This is a genomic window from Tritonibacter multivorans (genome assembly GCF_001458415.1).
GTDB lineage: Bacteria > Pseudomonadota > Alphaproteobacteria > Rhodobacterales > Rhodobacteraceae > Epibacterium > Epibacterium multivorans.
Genome location: NZ_CYSD01000002.1, coordinates 111,262 through 132,584, shown reverse-complemented (window position 1 = coordinate 132,584; position 21,323 = coordinate 111,262). Strand labels below are relative to the sequence as shown.

The 21,323-nt window shown below is 58.5% G+C and carries 20 protein-coding genes; all 20 read right to left on the bottom strand.

Going from position 1 to position 21,323, the window contains the following annotated elements; genetic code table 11:
• Position 1: 1 nt before the first annotated feature.
• Positions 2-961, bottom strand: coding sequence for a type II secretion system F family protein (locus TRM7557_RS00730; RefSeq protein ID WP_058288303.1), 960 nt, complete (start codon positions 959-961; stop codon positions 2-4).
• Entirely contained in the window at positions 961-2,334 is a 1,374-nt protein-coding gene (locus TRM7557_RS00725; protein WP_058288302.1) for a CpaF family protein, read from the bottom strand. The genes TRM7557_RS00730 and TRM7557_RS00725 overlap by 1 nt, the downstream gene beginning before the upstream one ends.
• A 26-nt stretch (positions 2,335-2,360) precedes the next feature.
• A complete protein-coding gene (locus TRM7557_RS00720; protein ID WP_058288301.1) occupies positions 2,361-2,921 on the bottom strand; it encodes a L,D-transpeptidase in 561 nt (186 codons plus the stop codon).
• Complete coding sequence (locus tag TRM7557_RS00715; protein ID WP_058288300.1) at positions 2,918-4,066, bottom strand: hypothetical protein; 1,149 nt, start codon at positions 4,064-4,066, stop codon at positions 2,918-2,920. The genes TRM7557_RS00720 and TRM7557_RS00715 overlap by 4 nt, the downstream gene beginning before the upstream one ends.
• A 32-nt stretch (positions 4,067-4,098) precedes the next feature.
• Positions 4,099-4,731 carry a TadE/TadG family type IV pilus assembly protein gene (locus TRM7557_RS00710; RefSeq protein ID WP_058288299.1) on the bottom strand — a complete coding sequence of 211 codons (633 nt, stop codon included), beginning with the start codon at positions 4,729-4,731 and terminating at the stop codon, positions 4,099-4,101.
• On the bottom strand, positions 4,725-5,201 hold the full coding sequence (locus TRM7557_RS00705; protein WP_165592388.1) for a TadE/TadG family type IV pilus assembly protein: 477 nt from the start codon (positions 5,199-5,201) through the stop codon (positions 4,725-4,727). The genes TRM7557_RS00710 and TRM7557_RS00705 overlap by 7 nt, the downstream gene beginning before the upstream one ends.
• A 109-nt stretch (positions 5,202-5,310) precedes the next feature.
• A complete protein-coding gene (locus TRM7557_RS19905) occupies positions 5,311-5,487 on the bottom strand; it encodes a hypothetical protein (RefSeq protein WP_165592387.1) in 177 nt (58 codons plus the stop codon).
• Positions 5,465-6,784: a type II and III secretion system protein family protein gene (locus TRM7557_RS00700; protein WP_207382601.1), complete on the bottom strand. Its 1,320-nt coding sequence runs from the start codon at positions 6,782-6,784 to the stop codon at positions 5,465-5,467. Before TRM7557_RS00700 ends, TRM7557_RS19905 begins: the two co-directional genes overlap by 23 nt.
• Before the next feature lie 240 nt (positions 6,785-7,024).
• Entirely contained in the window at positions 7,025-8,185 is a 1,161-nt protein-coding gene (gene cpaB, locus TRM7557_RS00695) for a Flp pilus assembly protein CpaB (protein WP_207382600.1), read from the bottom strand.
• Between the two features lie 153 nt (positions 8,186-8,338).
• Complete coding sequence (locus TRM7557_RS00690) at positions 8,339-8,563, bottom strand: Flp family type IVb pilin (protein WP_110590851.1); 225 nt, start codon at positions 8,561-8,563, stop codon at positions 8,339-8,341.
• A 299-nt stretch (positions 8,564-8,862) separates the two neighbouring features.
• Entirely contained in the window at positions 8,863-10,500 is a 1,638-nt protein-coding gene (locus TRM7557_RS00685; RefSeq protein WP_058288296.1) for a TadE/TadG family type IV pilus assembly protein, read from the bottom strand.
• A gap of 96 nt (positions 10,501-10,596) precedes the next feature.
• The gene (locus TRM7557_RS00680; RefSeq protein ID WP_074942085.1) at positions 10,597-11,118 is read right to left on the bottom strand and encodes a prepilin peptidase; all 522 of its coding nucleotides are present in this window, start codon (positions 11,116-11,118) and stop codon (positions 10,597-10,599) included.
• Positions 11,096-11,518: a tetratricopeptide repeat protein gene (locus TRM7557_RS00675; protein WP_207382599.1), complete on the bottom strand. Its 423-nt coding sequence runs from the start codon at positions 11,516-11,518 to the stop codon at positions 11,096-11,098. Before TRM7557_RS00675 ends, TRM7557_RS00680 begins: the two co-directional genes overlap by 23 nt.
• Before the next feature lie 314 nt (positions 11,519-11,832).
• Complete coding sequence (locus TRM7557_RS00670; protein WP_058288293.1) at positions 11,833-12,903, bottom strand: BMP family ABC transporter substrate-binding protein; 1,071 nt, start codon at positions 12,901-12,903, stop codon at positions 11,833-11,835.
• Between the two features lie 85 nt (positions 12,904-12,988).
• Complete coding sequence (locus tag TRM7557_RS00665; RefSeq protein ID WP_058288292.1) at positions 12,989-13,909, bottom strand: ABC transporter permease; 921 nt, start codon at positions 13,907-13,909, stop codon at positions 12,989-12,991.
• Positions 13,909-14,991 carry an ABC transporter permease gene (locus TRM7557_RS00660; RefSeq protein WP_058288352.1) on the bottom strand — a complete coding sequence of 361 codons (1,083 nt, stop codon included), beginning with the start codon at positions 14,989-14,991 and terminating at the stop codon, positions 13,909-13,911. Before TRM7557_RS00660 ends, TRM7557_RS00665 begins: the two co-directional genes overlap by 1 nt.
• Positions 14,992-15,117: 126 nt before the next feature.
• Positions 15,118-16,635: an ABC transporter ATP-binding protein gene (locus TRM7557_RS00655; protein WP_058288291.1), complete on the bottom strand. Its 1,518-nt coding sequence runs from the start codon at positions 16,633-16,635 to the stop codon at positions 15,118-15,120.
• A complete protein-coding gene (xdhC, locus tag TRM7557_RS00650) occupies positions 16,632-17,567 on the bottom strand; it encodes a xanthine dehydrogenase accessory protein XdhC (protein WP_058288290.1) in 936 nt (311 codons plus the stop codon). The genes TRM7557_RS00655 and xdhC overlap by 4 nt, the downstream gene beginning before the upstream one ends.
• Positions 17,557-19,923: a xanthine dehydrogenase molybdopterin binding subunit gene (gene xdhB / locus TRM7557_RS00645; RefSeq protein WP_058288289.1), complete on the bottom strand. Its 2,367-nt coding sequence runs from the start codon at positions 19,921-19,923 to the stop codon at positions 17,557-17,559. Before xdhB ends, xdhC begins: the two co-directional genes overlap by 11 nt.
• Positions 19,923-21,323 carry a xanthine dehydrogenase small subunit gene (gene xdhA, locus TRM7557_RS00640; RefSeq protein ID WP_058288288.1) on the bottom strand — a complete coding sequence of 467 codons (1,401 nt, stop codon included), beginning with the start codon at positions 21,321-21,323 and terminating at the stop codon, positions 19,923-19,925. Before xdhA ends, xdhB begins: the two co-directional genes overlap by 1 nt.

The window sequence follows — 21,323 nt, the reverse complement described above, 5'->3', positions numbered from 1 at the left end:
ATCAATAGTCAAAGTTCACAATTCGGCGGATCACAATCGCGCCGATCCCCATGGCGAGCAGACAGCCGGCGATCCATAGACCGGCGTGGCCGCTTTCCCAAACGGGATCAAAATACTTGGGCTGCAGCGCACGGATCATAATGAACAGCACAAAGGGGAACAGCAGGACCACCCACATTGTGAACCGCCCCTCGGCCGAAATTGCCCTGATCTTGGCGCGTAGCATCATCCGCGCGCGGATCGTTTGGGCAAGGTTTACAAGGATTTCAGATAGATTGCCGCCCGTGCCCTGTTGCACCGAAAAGGTCGTTGCCAGCAGTCGCAGTTCCGGGACGCCCACGCGGTCGATCATCACCTGCATGGATTCTTCCAGACCTGCACCAAAGGTCATCTGGTCGGTCAGGATGCCAAATTCAGAGCCCAGCGGATCTGGCATCTCGCGGGCCACCAAGGATAGGGCTGCGTTCAGCGGGTGACCGGCGTTCAAGCTGCGGACAATAATGTCGATGGCCTGCGGCATCTGATCGGTAAATTTGCGGATACGCATGGCGCGGGCGGTCCAGATAATCGAAAACGCCACAACAATGGCCGACAGCAGACCTCCGACGCCGGCAATGACCGGGTCTGCAACCAAAAACACATAAATTAGCCCATAGCCTCCCGCAGTGAGGCCAATGAAATAAAGCACCCTGCGTGGCACGCTCAGGTTCAGGCCAGAGCGGGCATAAAACTGTTCAAGTGCCTTGGCGAGATTTCGTTTGTTGCCAAAATTCACCCCGCGTCGCAGCAGAAGTTCCTGAAAGGCGTCTTCGGTGCCTTTGGTCTGTTTCAGGGCCTCAAGACGGTTCCGCACGTCCTTGGCCGCACGGCGATTGTTCAGAACAAAGCGAAAAACGCTATCCACCACCAAGAGTGCGGCGGCAAAAACGAGCGCATAGACGGGCAGTAAAGAGTCAAACATCACAGCACCTTCGACGGATTGAACATATCAACACTCAGAGCCAGACCTTGAGTCTGAAGGTCCTCGAGGCAGCGGGGGCGAATGCCCGTCGCGCGGAAGTGTCCCGTGATGCGCCCCTCTTCGTCGACGCCTGTCTTTTCAAATCTCATCAGTTCCTGCAGCTGTACCACTTCACTTTCCATGCCGGTGATCTCGGAGATCGAGGTGATGCGGCGGCTGCCGTCTCGCAGGCGCGACAATTGCACAATGATCTGCACCGCCGAGGCGATCTGGGACCGAATGGAAAGCTGGCTCATCGGCATCCCGGCCATGCCCACCATCTGCTCCATCCGCGACAGGGCATCGCGCGGGGTATTGGCGTGGATCGTCGACATGGAGCCTTCGTGGCCGGTGTTCATCGCTTGCAGCATGTCGAAGGCCTCGCTGCCGCGCACCTCGCCGATAATGATCCGATCGGGGCGCATTCGCAGGGCGTTTTTCACCAGATCCCGCTGTGCGATCTCGTTGCGGCCATCGATGGATGGCGGGCGGGTTTCCAGCCGCACCACATGGGCCTGCTGCAGTTGCAGTTCGGCCGCGTCCTCGATGGTCACCAGGCGTTCGCTTTCCGGGATAAACGAGGACATCGCGTTCAACAGTGTGGTTTTACCAGAGCCTGTCCCGCCCGAAACCACCATGGAGATTTTGCCCTCGACCGCAGCGGCCAGAAGGTCGGCCATGTCACGAGCAAGCGCGTTGTTTTCAACCAGGCGGTCCAGCGACAGGGGCTTCTTGGAAAACTTTCGGATTGAAACCTGTGGGCCATCTACGGCCACCGGGCGAATGGCCACATTGACCCGGGACCCATCCGCAAGGCGTGCGTCCACAAGGGGGGAGCTCTCATCCACGCGCCGCCCGACCGAGGCCACGATCTTATTGATGATCCGAAGCAGGTGACTTTCGTCTTTGAAGCGGACCTTTGTGGGCTCAATACGGCCATGGCGTTCGACAAACACGCGACCAGAGCCAACCACAAGAATATCAGCAACCGTGTCATCGCTCAGCAGCGGTTCAAGCGGGCCAAGGCCCAGCATTTCCTCTGCGATGTCTTCTGTCAGCCCTTCAAGTTCCTTGGCGTTCAGGGGGAAATTGTTGTTGCGGGCATAGTCGCGCACCAAAGGTCGCAGCTCGTCGCGGATTTCATCTTCATCCAGACTGTCGAGGATGGAGAGATTGATCTTGTCGATCAGAAACCGATGCAACGTGACGCGTTCGTTCACAAAATCCAGCGTTTCTGGTTCCTGCGGCTCGGTGGCCACGGGCGCTGGCGCCGTATCTTCGGCTGTCGGTTCATTGATTTCTTCCGCTCTAAAACGCTTGTAAAACCGTCCCATTTAACAATCCCCTTCGGGCGAACTGATTAATAAACAACAACTTTCGTGCCCATGCGCACTTTTGGATAAAGGTAGAGCACATCGGCATTTGTCAGGCGAAAACAGCCTGATGTTTCATAGCCGCCGACTGTATCGGCGCTGTTGGTTCCATGGATACGGTAGAGAGTGTCGCGGCCACCAGAAAACAGATAAATGGCCCGCGCGCCCAGCGGATTATAGGGGCCAGGAGGCACATATCCCGGGAGGCTTGGCTGGCGTTTGCGCATGGCGGAAGGAGGGCGCCAACCGGGCCATTCAGCTTTGCGACCGACCCGGGTCACGCCGGTCCAGGTAAAGCCATCTCGGCCAACAGAAATGCGAAAGCGTTCGGCTTTGCCATCCCTCAACACGCGCAGCAGGCTGCGGTTGCGGTTCGAAATCACCAGCGTGCCCGGCGCTTCGCTGCCCGTGTAAGACACAATTTTGCTGGTTCGGTCCCCATGGCTGCGGGGCACTTTGGCTTCGGCCATCGGTGGCAAGATCAAGCTGCCAGCGGCGGCCAATCCCAATGTCACGAACCGGCGTCGGTCTAGGGAGGGATGGGTCATCTTCCTTCAACTCCTTGGGGTTGGGCGCAGGCGGCTTCCAGTTCCGGCAGCAGGCTACGGGCTGAGCGGACGAATTTCGAACGGCGGTTGACCTGAGCGGGCAGCAACCCACGATCCAACGCATCCTGCAGGGTCGCGCGGTCGTCGGGAAGGCCGGAAAAGGGCGCATCCCCCAGTAAGTTGCGTAGTCGGCGCTTGCCCAAATTGCCGCCAAAAAGCTGTGACTTCTGCTTGTTGACCACCACGCGCAGGGGGAAATCTTCGCCTCTTGCGGCGCGGATCTCATCGGTCACATCGAGTGTGTGTTTGAGGGCAGCGACATTGCAGTCGGTGACGACAGTGCAGCTGTTGACTGCCGTCAGGACATCGTGCTGCCAGGGGCTGGCGTAATGTGGCATGTCCAGAAAGACCTGCTGATGTTCGCTGCTGACTGCATCGAGCATCCGCAAGATCAATTCTGACCCATCGGGTCCACGGTTCAGCGCCGGATCCTTGAAGGAGTACAGGTAAAACCCTTCTTCATGCTTCTTTTGGATGGCGCGGATGAATTCCTCGTCCACGCGGTTGGGTGTCGCAACCAGCGCCGCGAGATCCAGATTGTTGGGCAGATTGGCATAGGTGCCGCAGTTGCCAAGCGAAAAATCCAGATCAAACAGGGCAACGCTCTCTCGCTCTTTCACCTTTTGTGCAGCTTGATGGGCCAAGGTTAACGCAAGCGTGGTTGCGCCGGCCCCACCGACAGCCGACAGGACCGCATGGACCTGCGTGTCCTTGGCCGGGCGGTGCCTGAGGGTCTTGGCGATGGTCAGCATTAATTCGTCAGCTGTGGATGGCGTTGGCAGCCAGTCCTGAACGCCCATGCGGATCAAGCGACGCGTGTCTTCGACGGCCAAAGGCGGGGACAAGAGGATAACCGGCACCTCGTGCGGGCCTGCTGCATGGCGTTCCAGAATGTCCAACAGATCCGAGCCAAGCGCGACGGCATGCACCACAATGGCGTCGAAATCCTCGGCGCATTGGCCGGCCGCCAGCGTATCTATCTGGATAGAGGTGATCTTCAGTCGAGGTTCGTTACGCAGCGCGTCCAGGCCGGGGTCCGTGTTTGCGTCAGCGGGTGTCACCAAGGCGAGCCGGGTGACAGGCATCCTATGGGGTCTGGAAATGGAAGCAGACATATTCATGTGCAGCCCTCGCAACTTGACAGGTCCTCGCCCACGAAGGTCACAGGGAAAGACGGCAGCGTCAGCGCAGACTGGCTTCCTCCGACCAATGCGAAAACACGGTCCAACATGAAGAAATTAAAAGGAATATCGTGGATCGAAACAGTGACGATTGCCACCGGCCCCGCCGCGCGTCCGACATAGCCAAGCCCGCCATTGCTGTACGTCACCCGGATATTGGCGGCGGGGACAAAGCCCGCGACGTCGCAAACGCCGATCATTCCATTGGTGACGGTTCCGCAGGTGGCATCGCTGCCCTGATGCAGCCGCGCCAGTGCGGCCGCATCGCAGGCGGTGCCCGTGCCATGACCACAGGCGACGCTGATGGCGGCGTCGGACATTGCATCGCCCATAACCCGCCCCGCAGGCGTGATTTCCAGCGCGCTGATATCCGTGAGAGGGGACGACACCGATGCCAAACGTCCCGCGATTTGGGAGGCTTTGACCAGTTTGCTCCATTGCATCAATGCAGCGCTGAATTCCACGGTGATCGCCAAAACCAAAAGCATTATGGGGAAGACCAGCAGGCCCTCGGTCAGGGCTGCGCCGCTGTCATCGCGGCGGAAGGAGTGTAGAAACGATTTCACCATCCCACAAACCCCATTTCAGCCCGGTAGCGGATGGGCTTGCCCCGCAAATACAGAAACCCCTGATACGACAGCTGACCGGTCACCTGAACGACGTCATCAATTTCGGGGCTGGTGGGCAGGGCGGATTTTTCCGGGGTGATGACCAGCTCTGTCACCGGGCTCCCATCCCAGCCCGGCACACGCAGGGTGGTGGTGCCAACAATCGGGGATGGGGTGCCATAAAATGCAATGTTTCGGGCGATCTGCTCCGAACAGCCGGTGGTGTAGTCGCCTGCGCTTTGGCGGCAGCGGGACCAGTATCGGGCGGCATCCCGCACGCCCGTCTGCACCTGTTCGCGGTGCCAGAGCACCGAACCGAATTCCAGCATGCCAAAGGTGAACAGGATCATGACGGGAAAGACGATCATGCCTTCGGCGAGGACACCGCCGCTGTCACTCCTGCGAAATCGCGAAAGAAAACCATCTAACATTATACTCACCACAAACATTTCGCACCGGAACACAAAGGGTGCGCAAAGGATCCGGGGCGGGAGAAAAGCGAACAAAAGGTCCGCCCCGAACAGTGTTGTTGGCCCCTGCCTAGGGCACGGATTGAATGGCCGTATTGGCCTGATGGGCGTTACCGCTGCGGGCAGAAGAAGAATCCCAGTTGTTAAGGTAATCTGCGCATCCCGAAAGGATCAGCAGCGCGCCAGCACAGAAGATCCCCTTGAGGACTGACTGGGTGGACAGGTCATTTCTTTTCAATAATGCCATCTTCAAACTCCAGATCAATCATGTGGCCGTAGGGGCCAATCACACCGTCGCCTTCGCGGAAACGACGCAAGAGGTTGCGGTCAACTTCAAGCATACCCAACAGGAACAGCTCCACATCGTTGGACGACCGCGTGTCATCCAGCGGAGAGCGCAAAGGTGTATCTGCATCCACAGGCGACACGAGGCGTGGCGTGACGAGGATCACCAGATCGGTCTCATCCTTGCGGAAACGACGGGAGCTGAACAGCGTGCCAAGGATCGGAACCTGCCCCAGCAGCGGCACCTGATCGCTGTTACGCGCATTGTTCACCTGCAAAAGACCAGCAATCGCAAAGCTCTGCCCGCTGCGCAGGGAGACAGTGGTTTCTGCCTTGCGCGAAATAAACGCGGGCTGGCCGTTCACCGTCAGGGATGGGTCAATGTCGCTGACCTCTGGGTTGATGCGCAGGCGAATAACTTCGTCGTCCTGGACAACCGGTACAAAATTCAGGCGTACACCGTATTCGCGGTAGCCGGTGCTGGTGGCCACATTGCCGTTTTCACCGATGGTGGATTCCTGGATCGGAACCTCGCCACCCACTACAAAATTCGCCTCTACACCGCTGGTCGTTACCAGTTTCGGGTTGGCAAGGCGGCGTGCCAGGCCCCGGCCCTCAAGCGCGTTGATGACAATATCGACGTCCACGCCACCAACCGACAAGAGGTCTCCGACGATGGTCCCAAAGGGTGTGCCATTGGCAGCAGTTGTCTGCGCCCCAATGGTGCGGAACGCGGTGGATCCATCGTCACGGGTTCCGGTCAGATCCACACCCAAGCTGCGGCCCGAGGTGCGTTCGACCTCGAGAATGCGGACATCCAATTCAACCTGCTGCGCGGTATGGACGCGAATGCCGTCGATGACATCCTCTTCCGAATATTGATCTGCGATTTCCAGCACCCGGGCTTTGTCCAGATCGTTTTTCACAACGCCCGAGACCCGAATGCGGTTGTTGATGTTCTGCGCACTCACCTGTGCGCTTGGCACCGCGCGGCGGATTTCTCGCTCCAGATCAGAGAAATCAATGCGCACATTCACATCGATCACTTCGAGGAGCCGCTTTTCTTCGTCATAAAGCGTGACGTTTGTGGCGCCCAGCCCCTTGGTCTGCACATAAAGCGAACTTGGGGTGAGCGGGAAGACATCCAAAACACTGGTATTGCCGATGAGAATATCGGCATAGGGTCTATTGGTCTGGAGCGTCAAAGTGCGCCCCGGCGCCAATGTCAGCGATGTCACGATGCCGTCGTCGATGATCACATCTCTGGTTTGCGCGTGACTGGGTGCTGTTTGGCTCGTTACGGCGAACACGCCGGCGAACAGACCTGCTATCAATGTCTGTCCCAGCCGTCGCATCATGCCTATTGGCGTGCCCCGGACGCGGACGTTCTTGAAGGATGTGCGCATTAAAATCATACCAACTTACTCTCTGCCTACCCCACCTGAGCTAAGCCTATTGACGAAAACTGGTTGCGTAAACGGGCTTGCAAGGGGGCGATCCTATTCTTTCAGCGTATGTTGCGCGGCGAGCAAACTGGCCCAGGATGCCAGGAGCGCCGACCCGGAGGTTTTCATTGCATGTTCTTCCTCTATTGCGGTGGGGCGCGGGACATCGACCCGGTACTCTTCGCGGTTGCCATTTCGGATCACGCCGATTTTGGCGCTGGGATCGAATGTGGGGCGTGCTTTGCCAGAACTGACCCCACGGGCCGGGGTCGGCAACGGTTTGCGCTCCAGCTTTTCTTCGATCGTCCGCATTTGCTTCGCCAGCAGCCCCGCCATATCCTCGAGTTGTTTTTCAAGATCTGCCACGCGTTCTGCGTTTGGATCAGCTTTGGCGGTTTTGAGGGAAGGGAGTCCGTCCGCCACGTCAAAATCGCTCAGGTCTTCTTTGGTGATGCGGATATTGTCCTCCAGCTCGTCCGAGCTGAGGTTGCGCAGGGCCAGCGACAAAACGCCGACCTGCGCGCCAAGCGTCAGTTTCTGCGCTTCTTGTGTGCCGACTTCAAATGTCACCGTGCGCACGACGCTTGGCTTGTCTTTGCGGTCATCGGCAATCTGGTCGATCGCCAGAACTTTCACCCCTTGCAACAAAACATCCACGAAGTCGTCCCGCGTGAGCAGAATATCGACGCGGTCGCCGGGTAGAACAAAGCCTGCAACGCCAAGGACATCATTGACGCGGATCGACACGGCTTTCAGCCCTGGGCTCAGTGCGGTTGACAGTTTCGCACGCACACCCGGCTCTGTCACTTTGGTTGCCAAAAGCGGTTCGCCGACCGCAATTGAGGTCAATGCAAATCGAGCCTTGGACTCCGTGCCGTCCAAAAGAACCTCAGCAATTTTTTCAAACGATCCTTCGGGTCGGATATCTCCGGACCAGGGGATTTCTCTGAGTTTTCTTTGGGTCAATCTTTCGCCGAAACCAATTCCTCCCGTCGCAACAACAACGGTCTCTGTGGGGACGGTTTCAGTCTGTTCAGGAAGAATTCCCATTAGCAATTCTCTGCGCTCCGCATCTAACCAGGCACGGGCGCCGAAAACAGCACCAGCTGCAAATAGAGCGGCAATTATGAAGCTGAAAAAAACAGAAAATCGCATTGTGAACTCCATTGGTAATCCTGAATTGATGAGGGGCCGCAAAACACACACGAACTCCACAACTCAATTCAAGCACAATTGATCGAGGCCCGGCCCAATCGGGTCGGGCCTCGATTCCGTAAATGCATTTTTTGCAATTTGGTGGGGTCGAAAAATAAAGCCCTTTTTGGACGGCACGATGCCGACACTAAAGGAGAGACCCCAAGGAGACCCTTAGGGGGTCATCAATGCCACAACACCATCATCCAGCGTGACAATCCAGTCTGCCCAGTTGTCCCAGGCAATGCCCAGGTTTGTGCCGAAAAGGGTCACGGCCACAATAACGCCACCGATCATCAGACCCAGAACGACCAGGTATTCAGACAGCGCGATTCCGTCTTCTTCTTTCATAAAGCGACGGAAAACATCGATTGCTTTGATTTTGCTGAAACGCTTCATTTTTAACTCCAACCACTAACTAAGCCCTCATGGGCGATAAACATGCTCTTTGAGAATGTGTGGGTTCTTCTTTGGTGATCAATGACATGATCCAGTGCCCCGTCCACATTTAAAATCTACCTCATTTTTTATTGGTTTTTCAAGGCCGTTTTTGCGGAAAACCTTGAATATTTTCCATTCCTTTCAATTGGTTCCATTTACATCAGTGCTCGGCTATCGCAATGCTGAATTGACTGAATTGATATTAACGCAGGGGTTGTGTGCCGGTTGATGTTTTGCAAATTAATGCCGCCCTCGTATTATCTGACAAGAACCGATTCGACGCGCATTAGGTTTTCCAAACCACCTTCATTTCCAGACCCGGACATGTCGATGATTTCCAGATCGAGCGTTCCTCCACCGGGGGAGGAAATTTCTTCGATCGGGCGCGCGAGAAAAATACTGGCGAAACTATTGACTGGATAGCTGTCAGGAAGCCCGGTTGGTGCCGACCCTGCGATACAATCAACAATCACCGCAAAAGACTGGCGCCTGTCGGGGTCGGACACTGGATCAATGCCACGTGTCGCCGGTTTCGTGGCCGCACAAAGTGCTTCGCCGCTTTCGCCGCCGGCTGGGGTGTATTTGTAAAGTTCTTCGCCAGTGTCGGGATGCAGAATCGTCTGTTCGGCCAGGTAGACATCAAACCGGGATGGGGGGCGGTTCGGAAAGGACGATGTGATCTGATTCTTGATCGTGTTCACATGCGCTGCGCCATAGTTTTCTTCGAGGTATTGATCAATGCTCCAGGAGCCGCCGCCAATGAAAGCGCCTGTCACACCCAGGGGGGGACGGGTCATCACCGGATCGTCGGGCAAACCATAGGCCACGTCGGTTTCACCATCGGCGTTGTCAAAGTGGTCGTCTGTGACAACGGTGGTGCACACTTCGGGCAGGAACTTGAATTTCACCGGGCCCGGCTTGTAGCCTTTGCGCACATTGCGGGCAGGAGCGATTTCATATTCGACACCCGGATCATTGTTGTTCCAGACGTTATAGGCCCCCTTTAGGATATCGAACCGCGTATTGAACCCGTCCTTGATTTCATCCGGCAGAACGGTGGAAGGGGTCACGCTGTTGCCGCTATAGCAGGTCGGGTTGACCTTCCCGGCATAGATGTGCCGCGCGGCGTCCGCTGCAAGGGAAATGGAACCGTCTTCGGCCAATGTTTCCAGAAATCCATAGTGGCCGGGGGCCGGATCATCAGACCCAAGCGGTTGCAGTTTGATCATGCGACCGTGCAAGAGACCTTGGCGGAAGGCCTCTCTGAGGCCATCCGTGGAAAACACGCCGTTCTCTTCTTCAAACGGGTTGCAGATGAACAAGGGCGGTACATTGCAAACGGAGCGCTGTACTTTGGCGACAGCCACTGCACCGATAGGGCGGCTGGCGGGTCTGGCAAAGAGGCCCTCTTCGTTGATGTACCCGGCAAGCGGTTCGAAATCCCCGGCTTGAACGTGAACATAGACATAGGCTGCGTCGGTTGCCGCGCTGTCCGCGACGCGGTGGGCTGCAAGCCAGGTTGCGTCAATTGGGGTGTCGTCTTGTGTCGGGATCGCGTCAAGAAACGCGACAGAGACGAAGGCGCCGTCTTCAGTCGAGAATGAAATCTCGTGGAGCATGTTGTCGCCGCCTGCAGACAGCATGCTCACGGAGTTCGACACTTCGGCCATCGCTAGGCGGGCATTGGCGATTGCGTTGGGGGATCCGTCCAATTCGCGGGCGGCTGTCAATGCGGTGGCGTCGGCCACGGTCTGTAAATCAGCATGCGCGTTGGTCACGCGACCAACATCGACCATGAGCAATGAGGCACCCAAAAAAATCGGCAAAAGCAGCAAAGTCAGAACCAGCACATAGCCGTCGTCCTCTTTGCGCAAAAGGCGTAGAAGCAATTGCATACACAATAGCCCTTATAACAATACCAACACCTCGAAAGGTGCGGTTACTCAGAAACAAACACGGTGGATTTATGGTGGCAAAGAATCGCCGATCTTTCAAGAGCTGGAAAAAAACGGCGTGATCAGCGCCGAAATTGACGCGACGACCAACAGGGGGGCGTAGGGTGTTTCGCCCTGATCGCGACACCGTCGAAGCCAGGTGGAAATTGAGTTTTCCAAATTAAAGTAAATGCTTAGACGTGAAGTCGTGGTAAACAATACAGTTCCGAAGAGGAGCGCCACCGCAAAGATCGGTAACCCGTCAATCCCCATAAGGAGACCCAGTGGAAACATGAGTTTTGCATCTCCTGCACCCAGTGCCCGGACTAGCCAAAGGAGGAAACCGATTCCAAACAGGGTACTTCCAGCCAGAAAATCGCTGGCAAGATTGGGAAAACCGAATCCCCCTTGAGCAGGCAAATACAAAAGCAAAAGCGCCAAAACTGCGCGGTTCCCGATCCGCTGGTACCGAATGTCCTGAACCGCGATCCAAATCAGAAGCCCGACAGAAACAGCGGTCGCACTGGTGGAGATCAATTCACCGATGTTTGCGGACTCAAAGGCCTTTGAGGTCACCACGACCGCGCTTCGGATAGTTTACGGAGTTGCGCAGCAATTCCAGATTATTTGCCGTAACGGGGTTCGCCGGGTCTTTCTCATAGGCTTTGAGAAAGAATTTTCGCGCACTGACCAGATCTCCACGCAGTAGCAGGGAGTATCCGTAATTGTTCAGATATTCGATGCGGTTGCCGATGGTGGGACGCAGTTTGCGATAAGCAACGTCGGCCTTGTCGAACCGGCGCAGCATATCTGCGCTTGCGGCATATCCCAGCAGGGCGGCAGGATCTTTTGGCGTAACATCCAAGGCCTGTTCGAACATGCGGAAGGACTTGCCGTAGTTTCCTTCGCTAAACTGAACCTTGGCCGAGACCAGCAATTCATCATCGGGATAGTATGCGACATTTGCCGTATCTTTCACAGCGTCAGATGAGTCCGAGAAGGCTGACATCTCACAGGCGCATAGGACGAGTACCAAGGGGGCCAAACGTAGAATTTTCATTCTTCCTCACCAATAAATTAACCAACAGCGAAGCGCATGAAAGAATCATTACATACGGAATTTGTTCAAAATAGTGAAAACAGCGGGATGTTTGGCCACGCGTGGTAGTTTTCACACAGTCTGTCAGGGCCCCAAACTATCCGAAGTGGTACGGCACACGGACGCTGCCCTCCGCCTCGTGACGAAAAAGGCCCGCCAATGGCGGGCCATTTCGGTCTCAGTCTCAGCGCAAATTATTGCGGGATGGTGCCTTCGAGGCCCTCAACATAGAAGTTCATGCCTGCCAGGGTGCCGTCGTCTGCGGTTTCACCATCTGCCAGCCAGTCAGAGCCGTCCTGCTTTTTCAGCGGACCGGTGAACGGGTGGTATTCGCCCGCACGCATGGCTTCGACCATGGCCAGAGCTTCGGCTTTTACGTCCGCGGGAACCGCGTCGGTGATCTCGCCGATTTTAACCATGCCGGTGGGGATACCGTCCCAGGTGTCAACAGAGGTCCAGGTGCCGTCAATGACCGCTTGGGTGCGCGCGATGTAGTAGGGCGCCCAGTTGTCGATGATGGAGGACACACGCGGCATCGGGCCGTATTCCGCCATGTCAGACGCCTGACCAAAGGTGTAGACGTTGCCAGCAGCCTGAGCTGCCGCCTGCGGCGCGGTGGAGTCGGTGTGCTGCAGGATTACGTCTGCGCCCTGTTCGATCAGCGCCTTAGCCGCATCGGCTTCTTTTGCCGGATCAAACCATGTGTAGGCCCAGATGATTTTGAACTCGACATCCGGGTTTACTTTCTTGGCGTGCACATAAGCAGAGTTGATGCCGCGGATCACTTCGGGGATCGGGTAGGAGGCGATGTAGCCAATGGTGTTGGACTTGGTCAGCTTGCCCGCGATGTGGCCCTGAACCGCGCGACCTTCATAGAAGCGTGCGGAATAGGTGGAGACGTTGTCTGCGCGCTTATAGCCGGTTGCGTGTTCGAACTTCACGTTCGGGAATTTCTTCGCAACGTTGATGGTCGGGTCCATATAGCCGAACGAGGTGGTGAAGATCAGGTCTGCACCTTCCAGCGCCATCTGGGTCATCACACGCTCGGAGTCTGGGCCTTCCGCGACGCTTTCTACATAGACGGTTTCGACCTTGTCGCCGAAGGCTTCTTCGACAGCAAGTCGGCCCTGATCGTGTTCATAGGTCCAGCCGCCGTCGCCGACGGGGCCAACGTAGACAAAGCCAACTTTGGTGGTGTCGGCCATCGCGCCGGTGGCCAGCGCCAGTGCCATTGCGGCCCCGGTCAGAAGTTTGGTGAGTTTCATAAGTAAGGTTCCCCCTTGTTGGATCCTGTTGATGAGAGCCGCTGCCGGTTTCTCCGGCAGTCAGGCAGGTAAAAGCCCCCCGAAATCAGCGGGAGGCGTGGAAGATGCGGCCAAGTGCGGCAGGTGCGCTGCTCTTGTCTGCGGAAAGCATGACGAGCACCAGAATGGTGATCAGATAGGGTGACATTGCCAGATATTCGACGGGGATCGCAACGCCGGCTGCCTGTAGATTAAGCTGAACAACGGTCACACCGCCAAAAAGATAGGCACCGAGCAGCGCACGCCAGGGTTTCCAGCTGGCAAAGACGACCAGCGCCAGCGCAATCCAGCCCACGCCTGCAGTCATGCCCTCGGTCCATTGCGGCACGCGGATCAGGCTAATGTAAGCGCCACCCAGACCAGCGCAGGCACCACCAAACAAAATGGCGAGAATGCGAATGCGCACAACCTTATAGCCAAGCGCATGGGCGGCGTCGTGGTTTTCGCCAACCGCCCGTAGGATCAGGCCAACGCGCGTGTATTTCAGAACCGCCCAGACCGCTGCCGTCAGCGCGATGCCAAAGTAAAGAATGATGTCATGGCTGAACAGGATTTGGCCGACAACCGGCAGGTCCGACAGGACCGGCAGGTGTATTTGACCCAGCTGCGGCGGTTTGATCCCAACATAGGATTGCCCCATCAGCGCCGAAAGCCCCAGGCCAAACAGTGTCAGCGCAAGGCCAGACGCCACTTGGTTCGCCAGCGCCACCTGGGTCATGATCACAAACAACAGCGACAGCGCCGCACCAGCGAAAGCAGAGATCAGGAAACCGAACAGCGGTGAGCCGGTCTCAACGGCAGTGGCAAAGCCTGCGATGGCGCCGACGATCATCATGCCCTCAACACCAAGGTTCAGCACGCCAGCTTTCTCCACCACCAGTTCGCCAATGGCTGCCAGTAGGATCGGGGTGGCCGCGACCATCAGCGATGCAACGAGGAGGACGGGGTTGATTGCACTAAGGTCCATCACGCGGCCTCCGGTTTGCCGATTGCAATACGGTAGTTGGTCAACAGGTCCAGCGCCAAGAGGAAGAACAGAAGCATCCCCTGGAACACCTGGATCGCAGCGGCAGGCAGGCCCAGATTGCCCTGCGCAATGTCACCGCCAATGTAAGTCAGCGCCATCAGCCCACCGGCCAGCAGGATGCCCACAGGATGCAGGCGGCCAAGGAAAGCCACAATAATGGCGGTGAAGCCATAACCCACGTTAAAGTCGATCGACACCTGGCCAGCCGGGCCTGCCACTTCAAACAGGCCCGCAAGACCGGCCAGCGCACCAGAGATCCCGAGGCAAAACAGGATCAGGCGCGGCGGGTTCACACCGGCGAATTTTGCAGCCCGTGGCGCTTCACCGGTGAGGCGGATCTGAAAGCCCAGCATGTGGCGGTTCAGCAGAACATAGGCAAAGATCACCGCGATCAGCGCGGCCACAACACCCCAGTGCATGCCTGTGCCTGCGATGAGTTCCGCATTATGAGCGCTGTCATATTGCTGCAGGTTGCGTGAACCGGGGAAACCAAAGCCTTCAGGGTTTTTCAACAACCCCAAGGACATAGAGGCCAAAAGCTGCTCAGCCACATAGACGAGCATTAGCGACACAAGGATCTCATTGGTGCCAAAGCGTGTTTTCAGGATTGCAGGGATCATCGCCCAGGCCCAGCCGCCAAGCGCACCGGCAAGGACCATCAGCGGGAAGATATAGAAGGCTTCCATCGGGTAAAACGCCAGCCCCACGCCCGCGCCGGTCAGTGCACCGATGATATACTGCCCCTCAGCGCCAATGTTCCAGATGCCAGCGCGAAAGCCCAAGGACAGGCCAATGGCAATCAGCACCAAGGGTGCACCTTTCACCAGAAGCTGCGGGCGGTAATAAAAGGCAAACTCGCCAAACAGCGGCTCCCAGAAGATCGTGCGAATAGCTTCCACCGGGTCTTTGCCCAGCACAGCAAACAGCACGCCCCCAAACAGCATCGTTGCAAGCACCGCAACCAAAGGCGTCGCCAGTGACCAGGCGCGCGATGGCTGTGGTCTTTTCTCAAGCCGGATCATCTCCAACTCCCCTGTCATTTGCGGCCCTTAGCGGCCGCTCTTTCATCTTTTTCCAAATATCCCCGCCGGAGGCTCCCCCCCGCCACCACAGGCGCAGGCCTTTGCCCTTTGGGGGCGGCGCAGGGTTCAATGCGCCACTTCCATACCGTGGGATCCACCCATCATCAGGCCAATTTCATCCACCGTCAGATCCACCGCAGGACGCGGCGCCGACAGGCGGCCTTCGTTCAGGGCGGCAAAGTTGTCCGAGATTTCCATCAGTTCGTCCAGATCTTGGCTGATGCAAATGACGGCCGCGCCACCGGCGGCCAGGTCCAGTAGGGCCTGACGGATCGCGGCGGCTGCCGCCGCATCCACACCCCAGGTGGGCTGGTTCACCACCAGAACCTCGGGCCGTTGCAGGACCTCACGGCCAATGACGAACTTCTGCAGGTTGCCCCCCGACAGCGACCGCGCCGCATTGGCGGGGCCGGGGGTGCGCACATCAAAGGCTTTGATGATTGTCTCGGCAAACTCCTTGGCCGCGCCCCATTTCAGGAACCCGTTTTGCGCTAGCCCTTCGCGCGCAGCGCCGGTCAAGAGCGCGTTTTCGGTCAGGCTCATGTCTGGCGCTGCCGCATGCCCCAAACGTTCTTCCGGCGCCGCCAGTACACCCAACGCGCGGCGCGCGTTCGGGCCCATCTGGCCGATGGCTTTGCCGTCGAATTTAACCGCATCTGCGGCGGTGGTGATCTCCCCCGACAGAACGCTCAGCAGTTCGTCTTGGCCGTTACCAGCCACACCGCCAATACCAAGGATTTCGCCGCGGCGGACGGTCAGATGCAGGTTTTTCAGCGCGGTGCCAAATTCCGATGGCGAGGCCACAGACAGCCCTGAAATATCAAGGATCACCTCGCCTACGTCCCGCGCGTGGCGTTCCGGCGTTTGTAGCGTGGTGCCAACCATAAGTTCTGCCATGTCACGGGCCGAGGTCTCGGCTGGCACGCATTCACCGACGTTTTTGCCCAGGCGCAGGATCGTGGCGTGATCGCACAGCGCGCGGATTTCTTCGAGCTTGTGCGAGATATAGAGGATCGAGGTGCCTTCGGATTTCAGCTTCCGCAGGGTCTGGAACAGGATCTCGACTTCTTGTGGGGTCAGAACCGAGGTCGGCTCGTCCATGATCAGAAGCTTTGGGTCCTGAAGCAGGCAGCGGATGATCTCGACCCGCTGGCGTTCGCCTGCGGAGAGATCGCCAACGGTGCGAAACGGGTCCAGCGGCAGGCCATAGGCCTCTGATACCTCGCGAATACGCGCCGCAAGATCACGCATGGGCGGTGGGTTTTCCATGCCAAGCGCGATGTTTTCGGCAACGTTCAACGCGTCAAACAGCGAAAAGTGCTGGAACACCATGGCAATGCCGTCGGCACGCGCTTCGCGCGGCTCACCCGGTTCATAAGGGGTTCCGCGCAGGGTCATGGTGCCGCTGTCGGGCTTCACCAGACCATAGATCATTTTGACCAGGGTCGATTTGCCAGCCCCGTTTTCCCCAAGCAGCGCGTGTACTTCACCCTCGCCGATGGTCAAAGAGACTTGGTCGTTGGCGACCACGCCGGGATAGGCCTTGGTCAGGCCGCTCAGGGTCAACAAGGGCGGATGGCTCACGCTGTCAGGTCCTTTTTGGTTTCGAGGCTCAGGCTGAGGCTCAGTAGCTCAGCTGTGACGCCTACGGCAATGGCTTGGGGGTGTTTTCCAAGATCCTTTTGGCCGATGGGGCAGGTGATCCGGGAAATTTGTTCCGGTCGATGGCCCAAGTCTGCCAGCCGGGATCGGAAACGCGCCCATTTGGTGTCAGAACCGATCAGGCCTGCGAACTGAAAACCGTGGCCCAGCAGGCGATGACACAGCGCCAGATCCAGTTGGTGGGAATAAGTCAGCACCAGATGCACGGCTTTTGCTGGCGCGTGGGGCACCAGCCGTTCCGGCCGGGCGGCGGGCAATTGTGTGACGCCAGAGGGGATGTCTGCTGGAAACCGTTCCGGCCCTGTATCGACCCAGGTGATGTCATATTGCGGCAAGGGTGACAGGACGTCCACCAGCGCGCGGCCTACATGACCAGCGCCCCAAATCCACAGGGGCTGGTCCGGGCGATAGACCGGTTCGATCATCCAGCCGTCAGTCAATTGCACGGTGGGCTGGATGCCCATATTGCGCGCTTGGCCGATGAGACGTGCAACCGACAGTGGCTGCGGGCTGGCCTCGACCGGACGGATAATCACGTCGTCGCCGAGAGTGTCGAGATCCGCTGCCTCAAAGACCTCAGTCAAAAGCGCCACCGACCCTCCACAGCACTGGCCCAGATCGGGGCCAAGCGCATGACGGGACAGGTGCCGGGGACGGGTCTGGTGCAAAGCGGCCTTCGCCGCCTCGAATTCCAATGTTCCGCCGCCAATGGTGCCCGATTGCCCGCCGTCCCAGACCAGCATCGCAGCCCCCACCTCGCGGGGGCTGGAACCGCGCACCTCGGCAATCACCACCCGGGCCACACGGCCATGGGTGGTAACCGCTTTGCGCAGGGCGTCGACGTCAAACGCCATCAGCAACCTCCGCCGCAACTTCTGTGGCCCGGCGCCAGACCTCTTCTGCGGTCGCGGGCGCATTCAGATGCGGATAGGTCTCACCAAAGGCCGCTGTGGCGTCCGACAGGGCAAGCCAGGCGGAGATCCCCAGCATAAAGGGCGGCTCGCCCACGGCTTTGGATTTATAGATCGTGTCCTCGCGGTTCTGCCCGTCAAAGAGCGCAACATTGAACACATCCGGCCGGTCGGAACAGGCCGGGATCTTATAGGTCGAAGGCGCATGCGTGCGCAGATTGCCCTGCCCGTCCCAGACCAGTTCCTCCGTGGTCAGCCAGCCAGCCCCTTGCACATAGGCCCCTTCAACCTGACCCACATCCAGCGCCGGGTTCAGCGAGGCCCCCGCATCATGCAGCACATCGGCGCGCAGAATGCGGTTTTCGCCGGTCAGGCGGTCAACGACCACTTCGGTGATCGCCGCGCCATAGGCAAAATAGAAGAACGGGCGGCCCTTGCCCTGAATGCGGTCCCATTCAAGCTTCGGCGTCTTGTAATACCCTGTGGCCGACAGGCTGATCCGACCAGTGTAGCACAGCATGGCCGCCTGCTCGAAGCTCAGCTCTTCGTGGCCTACCGTCACCCGGTCCCCATCAAAGCTGACCTTTGCCACGGGCTGTTGGTGGTATTCGGCCAAATAGGCCGCCATACGATCGCGGATCTCGTCACAGGCGGCTTTCACGGCCATGCCGTTCAGATCCGATCCCGACGACGCCGCCGTTGCAGAGGTATTGGGCACCTTGGCCGTATCCGTCGCCGTGATCTTCACCCGGCCCAGATCGACGCCAAACCGGCTTGCAGCCACTTGTGCGACCTTCTGGAACAGGCCCTGGCCCATTTCCGTGCCGCCGTGGTTCAGGTGAATAGACCCATCCTGATAAACATGCACCAGCGCGCCTGCCTGGTTCAGATGCGTCAGCGTGAAGGAAATGCCAAACTTCACCGGAGAGAAGGCAATGCCGCGCTTCATCCGGTCATTCTTGGCATTCCACGCCGCGATCTCCGCCTTGCGCGCGTCATAATCAGACGAGGCCACCAGCTGATCGGTGATCGCATGCAGCTCGAAATCCGTCACCTCCATTCCATAGGGCGTGGTGTTGTCTTTCATCTTTTCAGAAATATCCCGGGGGGCGCTCGCAGAGCGGGGGGCAGAGCCCCCATCAACAGACGCCTCAGACGGCGCGTCATAATAATTGCGCTTGCGCAGCTCGATCGGGTCGATCCCCAGAGCATGCGCCGCATGGTCCATCACCCGTTCAATGCCCACCATCCCCTGCGGGCCACCAAAGCCGCGATAGGCGGTGGCGGATTGCAGGTTGGTCTTGAGCCGGTGGCTCTCGATCCGGATGGCGGGAATCGCATAGGCGTTGTCGGAATGCAGCATGGCACGGTCAGCCACCGGCAGGGACAGATCCTGCGCCCAACCACAGTTCACCAGATGGGTGAACTCCACCCCCGTTATCCGCCCTTCGGTGTCAAAGCCTGCGCGATAGGAAATCCGAAACGCGTGGCGTTTGCCGGTGATGGTCATGTCATCATCGCGGTCATAGCGCATCTTGCAGGGTTTGCCGGTCTGGCGTGCGGCAATGGCGCAGGCCACGGCAAGCGCGTTGCCCTGGCTTTCCTTGCCGCCAAAGCCCCCACCCATGCGGCGGGTTTCCACCCGCACGGCGTGCATCGGCAAGCCGATGGCATGGGCAACTTTGTGCTGGATTTCGGTCGGGTGCTGGGTGGAGGAACTCACCAGCATACCGCCGTCTTCCTGCGGCAGGGCAAGGGCGGCCTGACCTTCCAGATAGAAATGCTCCTGACCGCCGATTTCAAAGGTGTCTTCTATCACATGGGCGGCCGTCTCGATGGCAGCGCCTGCATCGCCCTTTTGGTAGATGCGCGGCCCGTCCTCAAAGCGGCTGTCAGCCGCCAGCGCCTGATCCAGCGTCAGAAGGGCTTCGCCTTGGTCATAGGTGATCACGCCCTTGCGCGCGGCGACCCGCGCGGCGCGATGGGATGTGGCGACCACCAGAAACACCGGCTGGCCAAGGTAATGGACCTCTCCCATGGCCAGAAGCGGCTCATCATGGGCGGCAGGCGAGACATCGTTTTCAAACGGGACATCCTCTGCGGTCAGCACCGCAACCACGCCTGCGCTGGCGCGCACCGCCTCCAGATCCATCGAGGAAATGGTGCCCTTGGCAATGTTTGACAGGCCAAAGGCCAGATGCAGCGTGCCGCGCGGCATGGGGATGTCATCGACATAACGCGCCTGACCGGTCACATGCAGGCGGGCGGCGTCATGGGGCAGGGATTTTGCAACAGCCATCAGTTCACCTCCAGCACATGTGTGGTTTCGCCGTTCAGATCGGCAAAGTACCGGGCCAGAAGGCCACGTGCGGTCTCGAGCCGGTAGTGGCTTGAGGCGCGCATATCGGTAAGCGGGGTGAAGTCCTTGTCGAACATGGCTTGCGCTGCAGCCACGGTCTCTGCAGTCCAAGCTTTGCCAATCAGGGCTGCTTCAACGTGCGATGCGCGTTTTGGAATGCCGGCCATGCCCCCGAACGCAATGCGTGCCGCCGTCACAGAGCCATTCACAACAGTCACATTAAACGCGCCCAGAACGGCCGAAATGTCCTGATCAAAGCGCTTGGAGATCTTGTAGACCCGCAGGCTGTCTGGCTGGCGCGGGAAACTCACCGCCGCGACAAATTCACCGGGGGCGCGGGCTTGTTTGCCGTAATCGATGAAGAAATCTTCGATTGGAAGCGCACGTCGGGTCTCGCCCTGCCGCAAATGCAAAGTGGCCCCCAGCGCGATCAACGCAGGTGGGTTGTCCCCAATGGGAGAGCCATTGGCAATATTGCCGCCAATTGTGGCTGCGCCACGCACCTGTTGCGAGGCATAGCGGCGGACCATTTCCGCGTAAGAACTATGCAGCGGCGCAAGCGTGTCGCGCACGCGGTTCATATCGACCATCGCGCCAAAGCGCACCTCGTCTTCGGTGACGGTGATGTCTTTCAGGTCAGTGCAGCCATCTAGGAAGATCACATCGTCCAGATCGCGCAGGGATTTGGTGACCCAGAGGCCAACATCGGTCGCCCCTGCGATCAGGGTCGCATCGGGGCGGGCGGCATAGGCTGTGGCCAGCTCGTCCGCGCAGGTGGGGCGCAGGGATGTGGGGGGCTCTGCCCCCCGGTCTGCGACCTCCCCCCGGGATATTTCGGAAAAGATGAAGGAGCTGTCGTCCTTGATCCAGCTGGGAACCGGGGCCTCTTCGGCGGCTTTGGCCGCGCGAATGATCGGCGCGTAGCCGGTGCAGCGGCATAGGTTGCCGGCAAGCTGGTCGTCGTGATCAGTAGCGCCATTTGCGTGCGCGGTGGCCATGCTCATGACAAAGCCCGGGGTGCAGAACCCACACTGCGAGCCGTGTAGATCCACCATTGCCTCTTGCACCGGGTGGAGCTGGCCATCGGGGCCTGCCGCGCCTTCGACGGTGCGCACGGATTTTCCGTGTAGCTGTGGCAGGAACAGAATACAGGCGTTCAGCGCCTTATGGCCGCCCTGATCAGTGACCATGACGGTACAGGCGCCGCAGTCGCCTTCGTTGCAGCCTTCCTTTGTGCCTGTCAGCCCGCGGTCTTCGCGCAGCCAATCCAGCAGCGTGGTGGTGGGAGAAATGTCTGGAAGCGAGACCTCTTCACCGTTGAGATGAAAGGTGATCGTCAT

Excerpts from the sequence above, each read along its gene's own strand:
- TRM7557_RS00670 (WP_058288293.1), bottom strand. The coding sequence starts at position 12,903 with ATGAAACTCACCAAACTTCTGACCGGGGCCGCAATGGCACTGGCGCTG.
- TRM7557_RS00685 (WP_058288296.1), bottom strand. The coding sequence starts at position 10,500 with ATGCAATTGCTTCTACGCCTTTTGCGCAAAGAGGACGACGGCTATGTG.
- TRM7557_RS19905 (WP_165592387.1), bottom strand. The coding sequence starts at position 5,487 with ATGGCATTATTGAAAAGAAATGACCTGTCCACCCAGTCAGTCCTCAAG.
- TRM7557_RS00720 (WP_058288301.1), bottom strand. The coding sequence starts at position 2,921 with ATGACCCATCCCTCCCTAGACCGACGCCGGTTCGTGACATTGGGATTG.
- TRM7557_RS00725 (WP_058288302.1), bottom strand. The coding sequence starts at position 2,334 with ATGGGACGGTTTTACAAGCGTTTTAGAGCGGAAGAAATCAATGAACCG.
- xdhC (WP_058288290.1), bottom strand. The coding sequence starts at position 17,567 with ATGGCGTTTGACGTCGACGCCCTGCGCAAAGCGGTTACCACCCATGGC.
- TRM7557_RS00715 (WP_058288300.1), bottom strand. The coding sequence starts at position 4,066 with ATGCCTGTCACCCGGCTCGCCTTGGTGACACCCGCTGACGCAAACACG.
- TRM7557_RS00690 (WP_110590851.1), bottom strand. The coding sequence starts at position 8,563 with ATGAAGCGTTTCAGCAAAATCAAAGCAATCGATGTTTTCCGTCGCTTT.
- TRM7557_RS00665 (WP_058288292.1), bottom strand. The coding sequence starts at position 13,909 with ATGGACCTTAGTGCAATCAACCCCGTCCTCCTCGTTGCATCGCTGATG.
- xdhB (WP_058288289.1), bottom strand. The coding sequence starts at position 19,923 with ATGGCTGTTGCAAAATCCCTGCCCCATGACGCCGCCCGCCTGCATGTG.
- TRM7557_RS00730 (WP_058288303.1), bottom strand. The coding sequence starts at position 961 with ATGTTTGACTCTTTACTGCCCGTCTATGCGCTCGTTTTTGCCGCCGCA.
- TRM7557_RS00660 (WP_058288352.1), bottom strand. The coding sequence starts at position 14,991 with ATGATCCGGCTTGAGAAAAGACCACAGCCATCGCGCGCCTGGTCACTG.
- TRM7557_RS00705 (WP_165592388.1), bottom strand. The coding sequence starts at position 5,201 with ATGTTAGATGGTTTTCTTTCGCGATTTCGCAGGAGTGACAGCGGCGGT.
- xdhA (WP_058288288.1), bottom strand. The coding sequence starts at position 21,323 with ATGACGATCACCTTTCATCTCAACGGTGAAGAGGTCTCGCTTCCAGAC.
- TRM7557_RS00710 (WP_058288299.1), bottom strand. The coding sequence starts at position 4,731 with ATGGTGAAATCGTTTCTACACTCCTTCCGCCGCGATGACAGCGGCGCA.